A 14308-nucleotide genomic window follows, 5' to 3' on the forward strand; every position below is an offset into this window, starting at 1 on the left:
ACGTCAACTCTACGTTCGGCGCTCGGCGGGCCGCGGCTACGCTGTGGGCCCATGGCTGGCGAACCGGGGGTCGTGGTGACGCTCGACGGGCGGTTGCACGATCCGGCGGCGCCGCTGCTGCACGCCGACGACCTCGCAGCGGTACGCGGCGACGGTGTCTTCGAGACGCTGTTGATCCGCGACGGTCGGCCCTGCCTGCTCGAGGCCCACCTGGCCCGGCTCGGCCAGTCGGCGCGGATGGCCGACCTGCCGGCACCCGACCTGCCGCGGTGGCGGGCCGCGGTGTCCGCGGCGGTCGACGAATGGGGCGCGGGTGCAGACGACGAGGGCGTGCTGCGGCTGGTGTACAGCCGGGGCCGCGAAGGCGGGACGCCCCCGACGGCGTTCGCCACGATCGGCGTGTTGCCGGCGCGGGTGGCACAGGTGCGACGCCACGGGCTCGCGGCGCTGACGCTGCCCCGCGGGCTACCGAGCGAGGGCACCGCCGACATGCCGTGGCTGCTGGCTGGCGCGAAGACGTTGTCGTACGCGGTGAACATGGCCGCGCTGCGGCATGCCGAGCGGCACGGCGCCGGCGATGTGATCTTCGTCGGCTCCGACGGGTTTCTGCTCGAGGGCCCACGCTCGACGGTGGTGATCGCCGCCGAGTCCGAACCGGGCGCGGGCGACGTGGCGTTGTTCACGCCGCCGCCGTGGTTTCCGATCCTGCGTGGCACCACGCAGCAGGCGTTGTTCGAGGTGGCGCGCAACAAGGGGTACGACTGCGACTACCGCTCGTTGCGGCCCGCGGATCTGCTTACCGCTCAAGGTGTTTGGCTGGTTTCTAGCATCACCCTGGCCGCGCGGGTGCACACCCTCGACGGCAAAGCGCTGCCGGCGAGCCCGTTGGCGGCGGAGTTCGCCGAACTCGTCGACGCCGCCATCGTCAGCGATCGCTGAGCGCTGAAACCGCCGTAAATCGGTTGTCGCCTCTGGTGTGCGCGGGTACCGTCGCTCGTACACAGGGAAGGAGGTGGTCCGACATTTTGAGTGACTTATGGACTTGTGAGGTGGCTGCGAGCTAGCAGCGCCAGGGGAATGAGCTGACGGCTCTTCGCGTTCTGCGCGCTCTGGCGAATTCCCCGCAGTCACCCGGCCCCCGAGCCCCTCGGTTTTGTCCGCCAGGAACACACGGCTCGGGGGCCGCCCCATATCCGGGGGCGAATCGATGACGAGCCGTTGCGGTTTGCTCAGCCGGTAGGTCCCGGCGCGAACGACGCGCAAGCCTGCATGGCCTGATGCCAGGTGTCCGGATCGACGCCGGGCGGCGGAGCGGCCGCAGGACCGGGAGCGGCGGGCACGCCGTGGTCGGCGAGGCACTGCGCCAGCGAGCCGTGGCCGGCCGGGGCGTTCGATGTGGTGGTCTGCTGATCGGCCGGCGGGTCCGACGCGCAGCCCGCCAGGAACGCGACCGCGACGACGCCCGTGGCGAGCAAGATTGCGCGCATCAGCCGACGAACCTCGACAGCCGGGCCGACAGGTGGGGAACCAGGCCGCCGTCGGCGTCCACGCGCTCCTCGACGTACGCAAGATCGCCGCCCTCGACGATGCCGTAGAGCCGTTTGGCGCCGCCGACCAGCATCCCGGACTTACTGCGCGCCAACGCATCGGTGACGAGTTCCCAGGACGACTGGGTGAGTGGACGGCCGTAGAACAACTCGATGTAGCCGGCGGAATGTGCCAGCAGCAGTTCGATGGCTTGCGACTCGGACGGATCTGCCGGGTCGACGATGAATCTCCAGAAGCCCGACTCACGCAGCGCCGGTTGCTCGTAGTCACCCGACTCCGACAACCGCCAGGACCGCGCTTCCCAGATCAGGTAGTCCCCGCCATCGTGGGACACCACGATCTGCTGGCCGAACCGGTAGTCGCCGTCGGTACCGCGGCCCTCACCCTCACCGCGCCAGACACCGACCAGCGGCAGCAGCGCCAACAGCGCGTCGTTGAGGTTCACGCCTTCGCGCAGATTGGCGGTGTCGGAGGGCGCCGGCAGGTCGCCGAAGACCGGGATGTTGCGCGCGGCGGTCGCTTTCGCGCGCTCGGCCGCGGCCGCTACTGCGTCGTCCCCCGACGTCACGACTCGTCGGTGATCAGCCGGTACACCGCGTACAACGCGAACCAGGTGATGACCACCGTCGCGGCCACCAGCAGGAGTTCGAAGAACAGCACCACGGGGTGCAGTCTAGCCTCCGGCTGGTCACCGGGCTCGCCGGGCCCAGCCCGCCGAATCTGAACTTGTGCGCGAGATTTTCACGAAATCTCAAGCACAAGCTCAGTTTCGACGTAGAAAGCTACGCGACCTTGACGTCGACCTCGTGGATCCCCGCACCGGACGGCGCCACGACGGCATCGCCGTTGCCGACCTTCGACAGCGCACGCAGCGTCCACGTACCGGGCGCGGCGAAGAACCGGAAGTCGCCGGTGGCCGAGGCGACCACCTCGGCGGTGAACTCGTCAGAGCTGTCCAGCAGCCGCACGAACGCGCCGCCGACGGCCTGTCCCGACCCGTCCACGACGCGGCCGGTGATCACCGTCTCCTTTTCCAAGTCGACGCTGGCGGGCAACGTCAGGCCTTGTTTCGGGGCAGAGCACATATCAACTTCCCAACTCGATCGGGGCACCCACGAGGGAGCCGTATTCCGTCCAACTGCCGTCGTAGTTCTTGACGTTCTGGTGTCCGAGCAACTCCTGCAGCACGAACCACGTGTGCGACGAACGCTCACCGATGCGGCAGTAGGCGATCGTCTCCTTCTCACCGTCCAGGCCGGCCTCGGCGTACAGCTTCGCGAGCGCCTCGTCGGACTTGAACGTGCCGTCGTCGTTGGCCGCCTTGCTCCACGGAACGTTGATCGCGCCGGGGATATGCCCGGGCCGCTGGCTCTGCTCCTGGGGCAGGTGCGCGGGCGCCAGGATCTTGCCGGAGAACTCGTCGGGCGAGCGCACGTCGACCAGATTCTTGCTGTTGATCGCGGCGATCACCTCGTCGCGGAAGGCCCGGATGCTGTTGTCGGGCGCTTTGGCGGTGTAGCTGGTCGCCGGTCGCTTGACCACCTCGGTGGACAGCGGCCGACCGTCGAGTTCCCACTTCTTGCGGCCGCCGTCGAGCAGCTTGACGTTCTGGTGCCCGTACAGCTTGAAGTACCAGTAGGCGTACGCGGCGAACCAGTTGTTGTTGCCGCCGTAGAGGATCACCGTGTCGTCGTTGGAGATGCCGCGCTCGCTCAACAGTTTCGAGAACTGTTGCTGGTCAACGAAATCGCGGCGCACCGGGTCCTGCAGGTCGGTCTTCCAGTCGATCTTGACGGCGCCCTCGATGTGGCCGGTGTCGTAGGCGCTGGTGTCCTCGTCGACCTCGACGAAGACGGTGTTCGGCGCGTTGAGATTGCTCTCGGCCCAGTCAACCGTGACCAGGACGTCGGAGCGTGCCATGTAGGGGATCCTTTCGGTTGCTTCGGTTTCGAAGTTCTATGCGGGTGACGGTGTGCGCGCGTTCTTTCGAACGCGGGCGACGAGCGGGTACAGCTGACAGCCCAGGCAGATGCCGAAGGCTGCGTTCAGGAAGGCCGCCACCAGCGCGAAGCCGGTGGCGACGAGGCCCAGCAGCGGATGGCCGGCCGCGAACCCGGCGACGCCGGCCACCGCGAAGACGAGGCCGACGAGCTGGGCGAACTTGAGTGGCGGGACGGGCTCCTTCTCGGTGACGGGTCCGAGCCGCGGCGCGACGAAGCGGCCGAAGATCAGGCCGTAGGAATGCGATCGCGGCCCGCGCGACGCACCGACGGCGAACACCACCGCCTGGGCGCCCAGGAGCACGGCCGAGACCACCGGGCTCAGCGGCCACACCAGCAGCGTCGCCACGAGGACCCCGGTGGTGAGCCACGCGGCGAACCGCGGTCCACGCACGTCCACCTGATCGGGTGTCCGGGTGTTCGTTGTCGACATATCCGTCGCTGGCATTCATGTGCTCCTGTGGGCTGTCATGGGCTGGGCGGGGATTGACCACAGAGGTCGCTCCCGAGTGCGGCGCGAAGAGCGGCGCGGCTACTCAGCAGCTACAACAACAGCAAGAACCCGCGACGCGGCACAGATCGACTGCGCGGCGCTTGGTGAGCATCGGCTCGAGGCGGGCGGACACGCCGGCCAGCTTACCAACCGACTCGGCGATCAAGCCAACAGCGGTTCCAACGCCGAGCGCAGGTCAGCGGCTTTCGGGACGCCGTGGGTCCGGTACCGGGGTCTGCCGTCCTTGTCGAACACGATCGTGGTGGGCAGCGAGAGCACCGAAAGCCGCCGCGCCGCCTGCGGGTTGGCGTCCATGTCGATCTCGACGTGCGCCACCGCGGGCAACTCGGCGCACACCTCGTCGACCACCCTGCGCACCGCCGCGCACGGACCGCACCACTCGGCGGAGAAGTGCACCACCGTCGGTCCGGTCGATGACAAGCCCAGGTCGCTGGTGTCGACGTTGGCCGCGTCCTCGCTGGCCTTGAGCAGTCCCGACCGCAGCGCAAGCAGCCGGCCGATCACATACGCCACGCCCAGCGCCGCGACGAGCACGGTGATCGCCAACACCCAAGAGGAGCTCATGTCCGGTTGAACTCGTCGAGGACCATGGTTACTCCCTCGGCGATGCCCTCGATGATGATGTCGGAGCCACGCGCGCCCTGCGCTGTCGGTGCGAGTCCGAACGGCAGCTTCTGGCCGGGCAGACTCGCGGTGAACGCCGCCAACACCGCCTCCTTCTTGTCGTCGGGCACCTCCTGGTCGGCGGTGCCCGGCCCGGTCAGCACGCCGGTGGCCGTCATCACCAGCGTCGTCTGGTCCGGTCCGGCGACGTCGAGGTCGACGGCGATGCTCACCCTGCTGTGAAAATCGGCCTTCTCGGGTGTCCCGGTGAACAAGACGCCCCGGTTACTCGAGATACCCGATTCGGTGGTGCCGCCGGTGGCGTCGTTGCTCTCTCCCGTCGGCGCCTCGACCAGCAGGTCGGGAATGTCCATGAACCGGCCCAGATGCGTCGAGTCGATGATGATGCGGCTCTCGGCCTTGCCGACCGGCAACACGGCGTCGGGTCCGACCAGCCATGAGCCCCTCCGAAGCTCGATGTCGTGCAGCGTGGCCTCCAGCGAGGCCTTGCCCACCACGGGGTGATCGACGCCATTGGCCCTGATCTCGACCTCGTCGTAACGGTGATCCATGGCCTGGGTGGCGAATGGGAAGCCGAGTATCGCCACCGACGGGTCATGCTGTAGCTCGGCGGCGCTGCGCACGCTTCTGGCCAGCCGGTATTCGGCGTAGATCGCCGCCCCGAAGTCCGCCCCGACGGCACCGACGACGACGGCCAGCACCGTCGCGACCACACCGATCAGGAGCTTGCGCACCCGGACATTCTGGCCCACCTTCGCCGCGTCGGTGCGTTCGACGCAGCTGACCGGCAGGTTGCGCGCTATCGTTAGAGCACCATCGGCCGCGTAACGGCCGGATGTCGAGCATGAATCTGGGAAGTCACCGACCGACAAAGTTGTCCAGGCGAGGTCCCTGTGGCTGTTGGAGGGCCAGTTGGATCTACTGCTACTGACCGTCGACCCACACCCCGAGTCGGTGCTGCCGTCGTTGTCGCTGCTTCCTCACACCGTGCGGACCGCGCCGACCGAGGTCTCCTCGCTGCTCGAGGCCGGCAGCGCGGACGTCGCGATCGTCGACGCGCGCACCGACCTGGCCGCTGCCCGCGGATTGTGCCGGCTGCTGGGCACCACCGGAACCTCGGTGCCGGTGGTGGCCGTCGTCAGCGAGGGCGGCCTGGTTGCCGTCAGCGTCGAGTGGGGTCTCGACGAGATCCTGCTGCCCGGCACCGGCCCCGCCGAGATCGACGCGCGGCTGCGGCTGCTGGTCGGGCGTCGGGGCGGGATGGCCAACCAGGAGAACGTCGGCAAGATCAGCCTCGGCGAATTGGTGATCGACGAGGGCACCTACACCGCACGCCTCCGCGGCCGCCCGCTCGATCTCACCTACAAGGAATTCGAGTTGCTCAAGTATCTGGCCCAGCACGCCGGCCGGGTGTTCACCCGCGCACAACTGCTGCAGGAGGTGTGGGGCTACGACTTCTTCGGCGGCACCCGCACGGTCGACGTACACGTGCGACGGCTGCGCGCCAAGCTCGGCCCGGAGTACGAGTCGCTGATCGGCACCGTGCGCAACGTCGGCTACAAGGCGGTCCGCCCGGCGCGCGGCCGTGCGCCCGCCCCGGGCGCAGAGGTGCCCGACGACATCGACGGCGGCGATTACGAGGCGCCCGCCACGATCCCCGAATCGCTGGCCGACCCGCTGCGAAGTCCGTGACGGAATTCCTGTGGCGCACCGGGCTTTCCGACGATGAGCAGCGCCGCATCCGGGACTTGATCGCAGCGGCCACGGCCGCCGACGGCGTCGCCCCGGTCGGGGAGCAGGTGCTGCGTGAGCTCCCGCACGACCGGACCCGGCACCTGGTGGCCCGCGACGACGACGACGTCGTCGGCTATCTGAATCTGTCAGCCGGTGACGGGTCCGCGATGGCGGAACTGGTTGTGCACCCCCGGGCCAGGCGCCGCGGAATCGGATCGGCTCTGGTGGGCGCCGGCCTGGCCGAAGGCGGCGACGACGCCCGGGTGTGGGCGCACGGCAACCTGGAGGAGGCGCGCGCCACCGCGGCCTCGCTCGGGCTGGCCGTCGTGCGCGAACTGCTGCAGATGCGACGGCCGCTGACCGACCTGCCGCCGACACCGGCGCCCGACGGCATCCGCATCACCACCTACTCCGGTCCCGCCGACGACGCCGCGCTGCTGCGCGTCAACAACGCCGCGTTCGCCTGGCACCCCGAGCAGAGTGGCTGGACCGAAGCCGAGATCGCCGAGCGCCGAGGCGAACCGTGGTTCGACCCGGACGGGTTGTTCCTCGCAGTCGACGAGGACACCGGCGAGATGCTCGGATTCCACTGGACCAAGGTTCACAGCGCCGATCTGGGGGAGGTCTATGTGGTGGGCGTGGACCCAACGGCGCAGGGCCGCGGCCTGGGCGCTGCGCTGACCCTGACCGGTCTTCACCACCTCGCCGCGCGACTGTCGCAAAGCGCACACCCCACGGTCATGCTTTACGTCGAGGCAGATAACTCGGCGGCCGTGAAGACCTACCGGAAACTGGGTTTCGACATCTTCTCGGTGGACGCCGCGTACGCCGCGCGTTCCCCGCGCTAGCTGGGAAACCACGACGAACTAACTGAACGTGTTCACCGGCCGTTCACCTGCGGTCCGGAAGCTGTCCACCGACGCCGCATACGTTGCCAGAGAGTTTGAAGCCGTCCAAAGTCGAAAGTGGGATAAGTGAAGCTCAACCTTGGCAAGACTCTCGGAACCACGCTCTCGGTGACCGCGATCGCCGCGTTGACCCTGTCCGCGTGCGGCAGCGACAACAACGCCGGCACATCCCCGACGGGCGGCACCGGGGCGGCGTCGGCCGCGGAGTGCGGTGGCAAGGATTCCGTCACCGCCGAGGGCTCGACAGCTCAGCAGAACGCGATCGCCGAGTTCAACAAGGTCTGGGGCCAGCTGTGTGCGGGCAAGAACCTGTCGTACAACCCCACCGGCTCGGGCGCTGGTCGCGAGCAGTTCATCGCCAAGCAGGTCGACTTCGCCGGGTCCGATTCGGCGCTCAAAGGCGACCAGGTCAAGCAAGCCGCCGAGCGTTGCGGCGGCAACCCGGCGTGGAACCTCCCGCTGGTGTTCGGCCCCGTCGCGCTGGCCTACAACCTCGAGGGCGTCGACAACCTCGTGCTCAACGCTGACCTGCTCGCCAAGATCTTCCAGGGCCAGATCACCAACTGGAACGATCCCGCGATCGGCGCGCTGAACGCCGGCACCAACCTGCCGGACACCCCCGTCACCCCGATCTACCGCTCGGACTCGTCGGGCACCACCGACAACTTCCAGAAGTACCTGGCCACCGCGGCCCCTCAGAGCTGGACCAAGGGCCAGGGCAGCGAGTTCCAGGGCGGCGCCGGCGAGGGCGCCCAGAAGTCCGCGGGCGTCGTTCAGGCCGTGGAGGCCACACCCGGCGCGATCGGTTACGTGGAGAAAGGCTTCGCCGATCAGGCCGGTGCGCCGTACGCTCAAATCGACAGTGGCGCAGGGGCTGTCGCGTTGACCGACGAATCGGCCAAGAAGGCGATCGACGCCGTGAAGTTCGCCGCCGAGGGCAATGACCTGACGCTGGACCTGGACTCGCTGTACGGTACCGAGGAGCCGGGCGCCTACCCGCTGGTGCTCGCCACCTACGAGATCGTGTGCTCGAAGGGCTACGACGCGGAGACGTCGGCGGCGGTCAAGTCGTTCCTGACGGTCGCCGCGAACGAGGGGCAGCAGAATCTTTCGCCGGCGGGCTACGTGCCGCTTCCGGATCGCTTCAAGGAGCGTCTGCTGACGTCCATCGAAGCTATTGCCTAGTTTCGTGGCGCGCCGGTACGGATACGGTGAGGATGGGTCCTGGGACCGATGACCGATAGGCTCGAAGTGACAATCCCCAATCCGGCCGACGCGGGATCGGGTGAAGCGCTTGCTTCACCCTTTCCCGAGCCGACTCCCATCTCCACCAGCCCGTCGAGGAACGCCAAAGAGCGTGTCGGCGACCGCATCTTCCGCGGATTGGCGGAGGGGTCCGGCGCGTTCATCGTCGCGCTGATCGCGGCGATCGGCGGATTCCTGCTGTGGCGCGCGATTCCGGCGCTGGCACGCAACGAGGAGAACTTCTTCCTCTACGGCGGCAACTGGATCACCACCGACACGTCGGCGATGCACTTCGGCATCCTCGACCTGCTGCAGGTGACGGTGTTCGTGTCGGTGTTCGCGCTGGTGCTCGCCATGCCTGTGGCACTGGGCATCGCAATCTTTTTGACCCAGTACGCGCCCCGCCGGGTGGGCGGTCCGCTCGGATACATGGTCGACCTGCTCGCCGCGGTACCGTCGATCATCTACGGCGTCTGGGGGCTTTACGTCCTTGCGCCCGTTCTGAAACCGGTCGCGTTGTGGCTCAACGAGAATCTCGGCTGGCTGTTTCTCTTCAAGTCCGGAACCGCGTCGGTGGCCGGTGGTGGCACCATCTTCACCGCCGGAATCGTGCTGGCGGTGATGATCTTGCCGATAATCACCGCGGTGACAAGGGAAGTGTTCATTCAGACACCGCGGGGTCAGATCGAGGCGGCGCTGGCGCTGGGCGCGACCCGCTGGGAGGTGGTGCGGACCACCGTGTTGCCGTTCGGCATGTCGGGCTACATCAGCGGCGCCATGCTCGGCCTCGGCCGTGCGCTCGGTGAGACGATCGCGCTGCTGATCATCCTGCGTGGCACGCAGGAAGCATTCGGGTGGTCGCTGTTCGACGGCGGATACACCTTCGCCAGCCTGATCGCCGCCACGGCAAGCGAATTCAACGATCAGTACAAGGCGGGTGCCTACATCGCGGCCGGTCTGGTCCTGTTCATCCTGACGTTCGTGGTGAACTCGCTGGCGCGCGCCGCGGTCGCCGGGAAGGCAGCGAAATGACCGCGACGCTGGACCGCCCGGTCAAAGCGACGACATTCCAAGGGGTCGGCCTTCGGCGCAAGCTGACCAACAACTTCGCGACGGTTCTGGTCACGCTGTCGGTGCTGATTGCTTTGGTGCCGCTGCTGTGGGTGCTGTACTCGGTGATCGTCAAGGGCTTCACGGCGCTGACATCACCGGTCTGGTTCACCAATTCGCAGGCGGGCATGACGGCATTCGAGGCCGGCGGCGGCGTGTACCACGCGATCGTCGGCACGCTGCTGCAGGGTTTGGTGTGCGCAGTCATCTCGATCCCGATCGGGGTGTTCGTCGGGATCTACCTCGTCGAGTACGGCGGCGGAACGCGATTCGCCAAGGTGACGACCTTCATGGTCGACATCCTCACCGGCGTTCCGTCGATCGTCGCCGCGCTGTTCATCTACGCGTTGTGGGTGGCGACGCTGGGATTCCCCCGGTCGGGGTTCGCGGTGTCGCTCTCGCTGGTGTTGTTGATGATCCCGGTCATCGTGCGCGCCACCGAGGAGATGCTGCGCATCGTTCCGATGGATCTGCGGGAAGCCAGTTACGCGCTCGGCGTCCCGAAGTGGAAGACCATTGCGCGCATTGTGATTCCGACTGCGTTGTCGGGCATCGTCACCGGCGTCATGCTGGCGCTGGCGCGCGTCATGGGTGAGACGGCACCGTTGCTGGTTCTGGTCGGCTATGCGCAGGCGATGAACTTCGACATGTTCGACGGCTTCATGGGATCGTTGCCCGGCATGATGTACGACCAGACATCGGCGGGCGCCGGCGCCAATCCTGTTCCCACCGACCGGCTGTGGGGCGCTGCGCTGACATTGATTTTGCTGATCGCCATACTCAACATCGGGGCCCGGTTGCTCGCCAAGATCTTTGCCCCCAAGAAGGTTTAGGAGCTTTCGATGGCCAAGCGTTTGGACCTCAAGGACGTCAACATCTTCTACGGCTCGTTTCACGCCGTCGCCGACGTCTCGCTGGCCGTTCCGCCCCGCAATGTGACGGCGTTCATCGGTCCGTCGGGCTGCGGCAAGTCGACGGTGCTGCGGACACTGAACCGCATGCACGAAGTGATCCCGGGCGCGCGGGTCGAGGGGTCGGTGCTGCTCGACGGTGAGGACATCTACGCCCCGGGGGTGGACCCGGTCGGTGTCCGCAAGACGATCGGCATGGTGTTCCAGCGGCCGAACCCGTTCCCCACCATGTCGATTCGCGACAACGTCGTAGCCGGGCTCAAGCTCCAAGGCGTCCGCAACAAGAAGACGCTCGACGAGGTGGCCGAGCGCTCGCTGCGGGGCGCCAACCTCTGGAATGAGGTCAAGGACCGGCTGGACAAGCCCGGCGGCGGGCTGTCCGGCGGCCAGCAGCAGCGGTTGTGCATCGCCCGGGCGATCGCCGTGCAACCCGACGTGCTGCTGATGGACGAGCCGTGCTCGGCGCTCGACCCGATCTCCACGCTGGCGATCGAGGATCTGATCGCCACGCTCAAGCAGGAGTTCACGATCGTCATCGTCACGCACAACATGCAGCAGGCCGCTCGGGTGAGTGATCAGACGGCATTCTTCAACCTCGAGGCCACAGGCAAGCCGGGACGCCTGATCGAGATCGACGACACCGAGAAGATCTTCTCGAACCCGACACAGAAGGCCACCGAGGACTACATCTCCGGTCGGTTCGGCTGACCGCTTCCTCCCACTTACCTGCTCGCGGGGACTAGCGGGCTCAGCGCGGCGCGGGAATCTCCTCTTCCGCCGGATGCTTACCGGTGACCTGGAAGATCACCCGGCGGGCGACCTCGACGGCGTGGTCGGCGAACCGCTCGTAGAAGCGGCCCAGCAGGGTCACGTCGACCGCTGCGGCCACCCCGTGCTTCCACTCCTTGTCCATCAGCACGGTGAACAGATGGCGGTGCAGATCGTCCATCGCATCGTCTTCTTCGCCGATCAGGGCCGCCTTCTCTGGGTCGCGGGTGACCAGCACCTCCTGGGCACTATTACCCAGTTCGACTGCGAGACGGCCCATTTCGGCGAAGTAGCCGTTGACCTCTTCGGGCAGGGCGTGCTGGGGGTGGCGGCGACGAGCGATCTTGGCGACGTGCAGTGCCAGCGCGCCCATGCGGTCCACGTCCGCGACGATCTGGATCGAGCCCACAATCGCGCGAAGGTCCCCGGCGACCGGCGCCTGCAGCGCGAGCAGCACGAACGCCGCCTCCTCGGCGCGCGCGCTCATCGCGGCGATCTGTTCGTGGTCGGTGATGACCTGTTCGGCCAGCACCAGATCGGCCTGCAACAGGGCCTGGGTCGCGCGTTCCATCGCTGCGCCGGCCAGCCCGCACATCTCGCCTAGCTGACTGGTCAGGGCATCCAACTGCTCGTGGTACGCGGTACGCATGGCTCCAGCCTACGGGCTTTGCTGGCCGAACGGCATGAGGCGACCGGTGAACGACCGGTGAACGCCGACCGCCCAAACGCCGTGATGAGGACCGCTACTCGCAGGTGGTGTCGGCGGCGTTGGTGACCGCGAGATCCTCGGGAAGCTGCGTCGGAGTGCTATGGGTGCCGCGGACGACCTGCACCTGGACCGGCGACCCGCTCGGCGACGGAGCGTTCACCGTGTAGAAGTCGCTGCCCAGCACCACGCGCACGGTGTCGCCCATACCCGAGACCCGCTCGATCATCGGGTTGGCGAAGGAGGAGGCCACCGTCGCGGCCGCCTCTTCATTGCCCGGCGAGAAGAACACCGTCGTCGAGTCCAGCGGATCGGGGTAGTCGTCGGGGGTGGTGACGTTGAAACCGTGCGTCTCCAGTTCGCTGGCTGCGGTCGCGGCAAGTCCGCTCTCGCCGGTGGAGTTCGACACCTGAACCGTGATGTCGGCCGGATTCGTGGTGATCGCGTCGACCAGTTCGCTCGACGGTGCTGAATCGTGGGTCGGCGCCGCCGACTCGGGCTGGGCGCTCATCGACTCGGGTGTGCCCGGCACCGGGGTGTTGTCGGCGTTCTTCTCCTCGGGCAGCGGATCGTCGTTGATGATCGCGTCGAAGATCGCGCGCGTGTCCTCCTCGCGCAGATGTTCGTTGCCGTATTCGTCCATGTAGCCCGTCGTCGGGACGGTCAGGAACGTGATCCGGCCCGCCGCGATGCCCTGGATCGACTGGCCGAGCCTGACAAGGTCCTTGGTGTCCATGTTGTCGACGTAGCTGTCGTTGATGAACATGTTGACGACGTTGTTGAGCTTCGACAGCGAGAAGAACACTTCCTTCGAAATCAGCTCGCGCATCAGCGAGGACAGGAACAGCTGCTGACGTTTGATTCGCCCGTAGTCGCCGTTGGTTTCGGTGGTCACCTGGCGGGCGCGCACGTACTGCAGTGCCGTGTGCCCGTCGACGATCTGGCGGCCGGCCTTCGGCAGCACTGTGCCGAGTTCGTAGTCCTCGAGCGGTGTGGTGCTACACACTTCAACGCCGCCGAGAGCGTCGACCATCTTGGAGAAGCCAGCGAAATCGACCGCCATGAACCGGTTTATCGACAGACCCGACATCTTCTGGATGACCTTGACCAGACACTTGGGGCCACCGACGGCGTACGCGGAGTTCAGCTTGTACTCCGTATAGACCTCCTCGGCCCCGTACATCGGCGAGTCCGGATCGGTGATGGGTCCATACGTGCGGGTTTTGGGATCCCACGGCTCGCACTTCATCGGCTCGATCGCGAGGTCACGCGGAAACGACACGGCCACAACACGTTCCCGGTTCGCCGGGATGTTCACCAGCATCACGGTGTCTGACCGCGCGCCCGCGGCGTCCTCGGTGGTGCCCGCGCCCATGTCGCTGTTCTCGCCGATCCGGCTGTCGACGCCGACGATCAGGAAGTTCTCGTCACCGAACTGCGCGTTCGGGTCGAGGATGTCGCGGGAGTCCGGGTCTAGCGCGGAGATCCGGTTGAGCATGTTGTTCTTGGCGGTCTGCCACTGCCATGCCCCGCCGGTCAGCGCGAGGGCCAGCACGGCGAGCACGGCTGTGACCGCACGTCCGGCGATGACCGCCCTGCGCCGACTGCGGCGCGGTTTCGAATGCGTGCGACGCGTGGCCGAGTGCGCCGCCGGCACCCTGCTCGGGCGGCGCACCAGCGCCAGGTCGGGAAGGTCCGGATGGTCGTGCAGCACCGGCAGGATCTCGGTGTCGTCCGCCTCGGTCTCGGCGGGCGCGTCCGGTCCGGGCACCGCCTCGATGATCTCGGTGGGCGGTGACGGCGGTGACGGCGGTGCAGGGGGTGCGGGGCGTTCGGTGGGGGCCGGTGGTTCGGGTTCGCGGCGCCGACGGCGCAACTCCGGCGGGACCGCGGTGTCGCCCGACAGCTTCGCGATCAGGTCGGCGACGGTGACGCCGTCGGTGTGGTTACCGGTGGACTCACCATCGGCAGGGTCGTCGGCGTCGGCTGCCAATGGGTCTGACCTGGCAGATGGTCGGGAGACGCCCCGACGCTCCCACGGCGCCGAACCAGCCGCCGGTCGCTGGCTTCGGGTGAGCCATTGGTTGTCCCCGCCGGTCGGGTCCCCGGGGCCAGGAGTGGCGTTGTCGCCGTCACTCATGTTCCTACCGGCCTCCGACTCGTATCGCGTGCAGCACAGGAGTGTGCGCCGGTGCCGCGCGCCGTTGCTTCAGCACCTGGGTGGCCCCGCGACGGGAGCT

General features: G+C 67.4%; 17 protein-coding genes. 7 read left to right on the forward strand and 10 right to left on the reverse strand.

Features of this window, described 5'->3' with window-relative positions; translation table 11 throughout:
* Positions 1–51: 51 nt before the first annotated feature.
* Positions 52–939, forward strand: coding sequence for an aminodeoxychorismate lyase (locus tag G6N18_RS19775; RefSeq protein ID WP_083007198.1), 888 nt, complete (start codon positions 52–54; stop codon positions 937–939).
* 290 nt (positions 940–1229) lie between these two features.
* On the opposite strand, the gene G6N18_RS19780 is transcribed toward G6N18_RS19775, so the two are convergent.
* The 8 genes from G6N18_RS19780 to lmeA form a co-directional block, all read right to left on the reverse strand.
* Positions 1230–1487, reverse strand: a complete 258-nt coding sequence (locus G6N18_RS19780) for a hypothetical protein (protein WP_083007201.1) — start codon at positions 1485–1487, stop codon at positions 1230–1232.
* Positions 1487–2116, reverse strand: a complete 630-nt coding sequence (locus tag G6N18_RS19785) for a heme-binding beta-barrel domain-containing protein (protein WP_067218185.1) — start codon at positions 2114–2116, stop codon at positions 1487–1489. The genes G6N18_RS19780 and G6N18_RS19785 overlap by 1 nt, the downstream gene beginning before the upstream one ends.
* Positions 2117–2330: 214 nt before the next feature.
* The gene (locus tag G6N18_RS19790) at positions 2331–2633 is read right to left on the reverse strand and encodes a DUF1416 domain-containing protein (protein WP_059098314.1); all 303 of its coding nucleotides are present in this window, start codon (positions 2631–2633) and stop codon (positions 2331–2333) included.
* A gap of 1 nt (position 2634) precedes the next feature.
* Positions 2635–3468 (reverse strand): sulfurtransferase, encoded by an 834-nt coding sequence (locus tag G6N18_RS19795; protein ID WP_067218190.1) that lies wholly within the window; start codon positions 3466–3468, stop codon positions 2635–2637.
* 36 nt (positions 3469–3504) lie between these two features.
* Positions 3505–3981, reverse strand: coding sequence for a DUF4395 domain-containing protein (locus G6N18_RS19800; RefSeq protein ID WP_083007204.1), 477 nt, complete (start codon positions 3979–3981; stop codon positions 3505–3507).
* Positions 3982–4084: 103 nt separating this feature from the next.
* Positions 4085–4174, reverse strand: a complete 90-nt coding sequence (locus G6N18_RS24930; protein WP_353612105.1) for an Ms5788A family Cys-rich leader peptide — start codon at positions 4172–4174, stop codon at positions 4085–4087.
* A 29-nt stretch (positions 4175–4203) separates the two neighbouring features.
* Positions 4204–4626: a thioredoxin family protein gene (locus G6N18_RS19805; protein WP_067218198.1), complete on the reverse strand. Its 423-nt coding sequence runs from the start codon at positions 4624–4626 to the stop codon at positions 4204–4206.
* On the reverse strand, positions 4623–5420 hold the full coding sequence (gene lmeA, locus G6N18_RS19810; RefSeq protein ID WP_083007223.1) for a mannan chain length control protein LmeA: 798 nt from the start codon (positions 5418–5420) through the stop codon (positions 4623–4625). Before lmeA ends, G6N18_RS19805 begins: the two co-directional genes overlap by 4 nt.
* Positions 5421–5598: 178 nt before the next feature.
* On the opposite strand from lmeA, the gene G6N18_RS19815 reads away from it, so the two are divergent.
* The 6 genes from G6N18_RS19815 (at position 5599) to pstB (ending at position 11302) form a co-directional block, all read left to right on the forward strand.
* Entirely contained in the window at positions 5599–6378 is a 780-nt protein-coding gene (locus tag G6N18_RS19815; protein WP_067218235.1) for a winged helix-turn-helix transcriptional regulator, read from the forward strand.
* Positions 6375–7268: a mycothiol synthase gene (mshD, locus tag G6N18_RS19820; RefSeq protein WP_083007207.1), complete on the forward strand. Its 894-nt coding sequence runs from the start codon at positions 6375–6377 to the stop codon at positions 7266–7268. Before G6N18_RS19815 ends, mshD begins: the two co-directional genes overlap by 4 nt.
* A gap of 126 nt (positions 7269–7394) precedes the next feature.
* Positions 7395–8513: a phosphate ABC transporter substrate-binding protein PstS gene (gene pstS, locus G6N18_RS19825; RefSeq protein WP_083007209.1), complete on the forward strand. Its 1119-nt coding sequence runs from the start codon at positions 7395–7397 to the stop codon at positions 8511–8513.
* A 48-nt stretch (positions 8514–8561) separates the two neighbouring features.
* Positions 8562–9605, forward strand: a complete 1044-nt coding sequence (gene pstC / locus G6N18_RS19830) for a phosphate ABC transporter permease subunit PstC (protein WP_083007212.1) — start codon at positions 8562–8564, stop codon at positions 9603–9605.
* Positions 9602–10516 (forward strand): phosphate ABC transporter permease PstA, encoded by a 915-nt coding sequence (pstA, locus tag G6N18_RS19835; protein ID WP_067218211.1) that lies wholly within the window; start codon positions 9602–9604, stop codon positions 10514–10516. The genes pstC and pstA overlap by 4 nt, the downstream gene beginning before the upstream one ends.
* A 9-nt stretch (positions 10517–10525) precedes the next feature.
* Positions 10526–11302 (forward strand): phosphate ABC transporter ATP-binding protein PstB, encoded by a 777-nt coding sequence (gene pstB / locus G6N18_RS19840; RefSeq protein WP_067218215.1) that lies wholly within the window; start codon positions 10526–10528, stop codon positions 11300–11302.
* 40 nt (positions 11303–11342) lie between these two features.
* Here the strand turns inward: pstB and phoU are convergent, their stop codons facing one another.
* Together phoU and G6N18_RS19850 are read right to left on the reverse strand one after the other, a co-directional pair.
* Entirely contained in the window at positions 11343–12011 is a 669-nt protein-coding gene (phoU, locus tag G6N18_RS19845) for a phosphate signaling complex protein PhoU (protein ID WP_067218219.1), read from the reverse strand.
* A gap of 94 nt (positions 12012–12105) precedes the next feature.
* Positions 12106–14208, reverse strand: coding sequence for an LCP family protein (locus tag G6N18_RS19850; RefSeq protein WP_083007214.1), 2103 nt, complete (start codon positions 14206–14208; stop codon positions 12106–12108).
* Positions 14209–14308: the final 100 nt, after the last annotated feature.

It is taken from the genome of Mycolicibacterium celeriflavum (assembly GCF_010731795.1).
Classification (GTDB): domain Bacteria; phylum Actinomycetota; class Actinomycetes; order Mycobacteriales; family Mycobacteriaceae; genus Mycobacterium; species Mycobacterium celeriflavum.

Bases quoted from the DNA above. Each gene is read 5' to 3' on its own strand.
- G6N18_RS19775 (WP_083007198.1), top strand. From the start codon at position 52: ATGGCTGGCGAACCGGGGGTCGTGGTGACGCTCGACGGGCGGTTGCAC.
- G6N18_RS19780 (WP_083007201.1), bottom strand. From the start codon at position 1,487: ATGCGCGCAATCTTGCTCGCCACGGGCGTCGTCGCGGTCGCGTTCCTG.
- G6N18_RS19790 (WP_059098314.1), bottom strand. From the start codon at position 2,633: ATGTGCTCTGCCCCGAAACAAGGCCTGACGTTGCCCGCCAGCGTCGAC.
- G6N18_RS19795 (WP_067218190.1), bottom strand. From the start codon at position 3,468: ATGGCACGCTCCGACGTCCTGGTCACGGTTGACTGGGCCGAGAGCAAT.
- G6N18_RS19800 (WP_083007204.1), bottom strand. From the start codon at position 3,981: ATGTCGACAACGAACACCCGGACACCCGATCAGGTGGACGTGCGTGGA.
- G6N18_RS19805 (WP_067218198.1), bottom strand. From the start codon at position 4,626: ATGAGCTCCTCTTGGGTGTTGGCGATCACCGTGCTCGTCGCGGCGCTG.
- pstC (WP_083007212.1), top strand. From the start codon at position 8,562: ATGACCGATAGGCTCGAAGTGACAATCCCCAATCCGGCCGACGCGGGA.
- pstA (WP_067218211.1), top strand. From the start codon at position 9,602: ATGACCGCGACGCTGGACCGCCCGGTCAAAGCGACGACATTCCAAGGG.
- pstB (WP_067218215.1), top strand. From the start codon at position 10,526: ATGGCCAAGCGTTTGGACCTCAAGGACGTCAACATCTTCTACGGCTCG.
- phoU (WP_067218219.1), bottom strand. From the start codon at position 12,011: ATGCGTACCGCGTACCACGAGCAGTTGGATGCCCTGACCAGTCAGCTA.
- G6N18_RS19850 (WP_083007214.1), bottom strand. From the start codon at position 14,208: ATGAGTGACGGCGACAACGCCACTCCTGGCCCCGGGGACCCGACCGGC.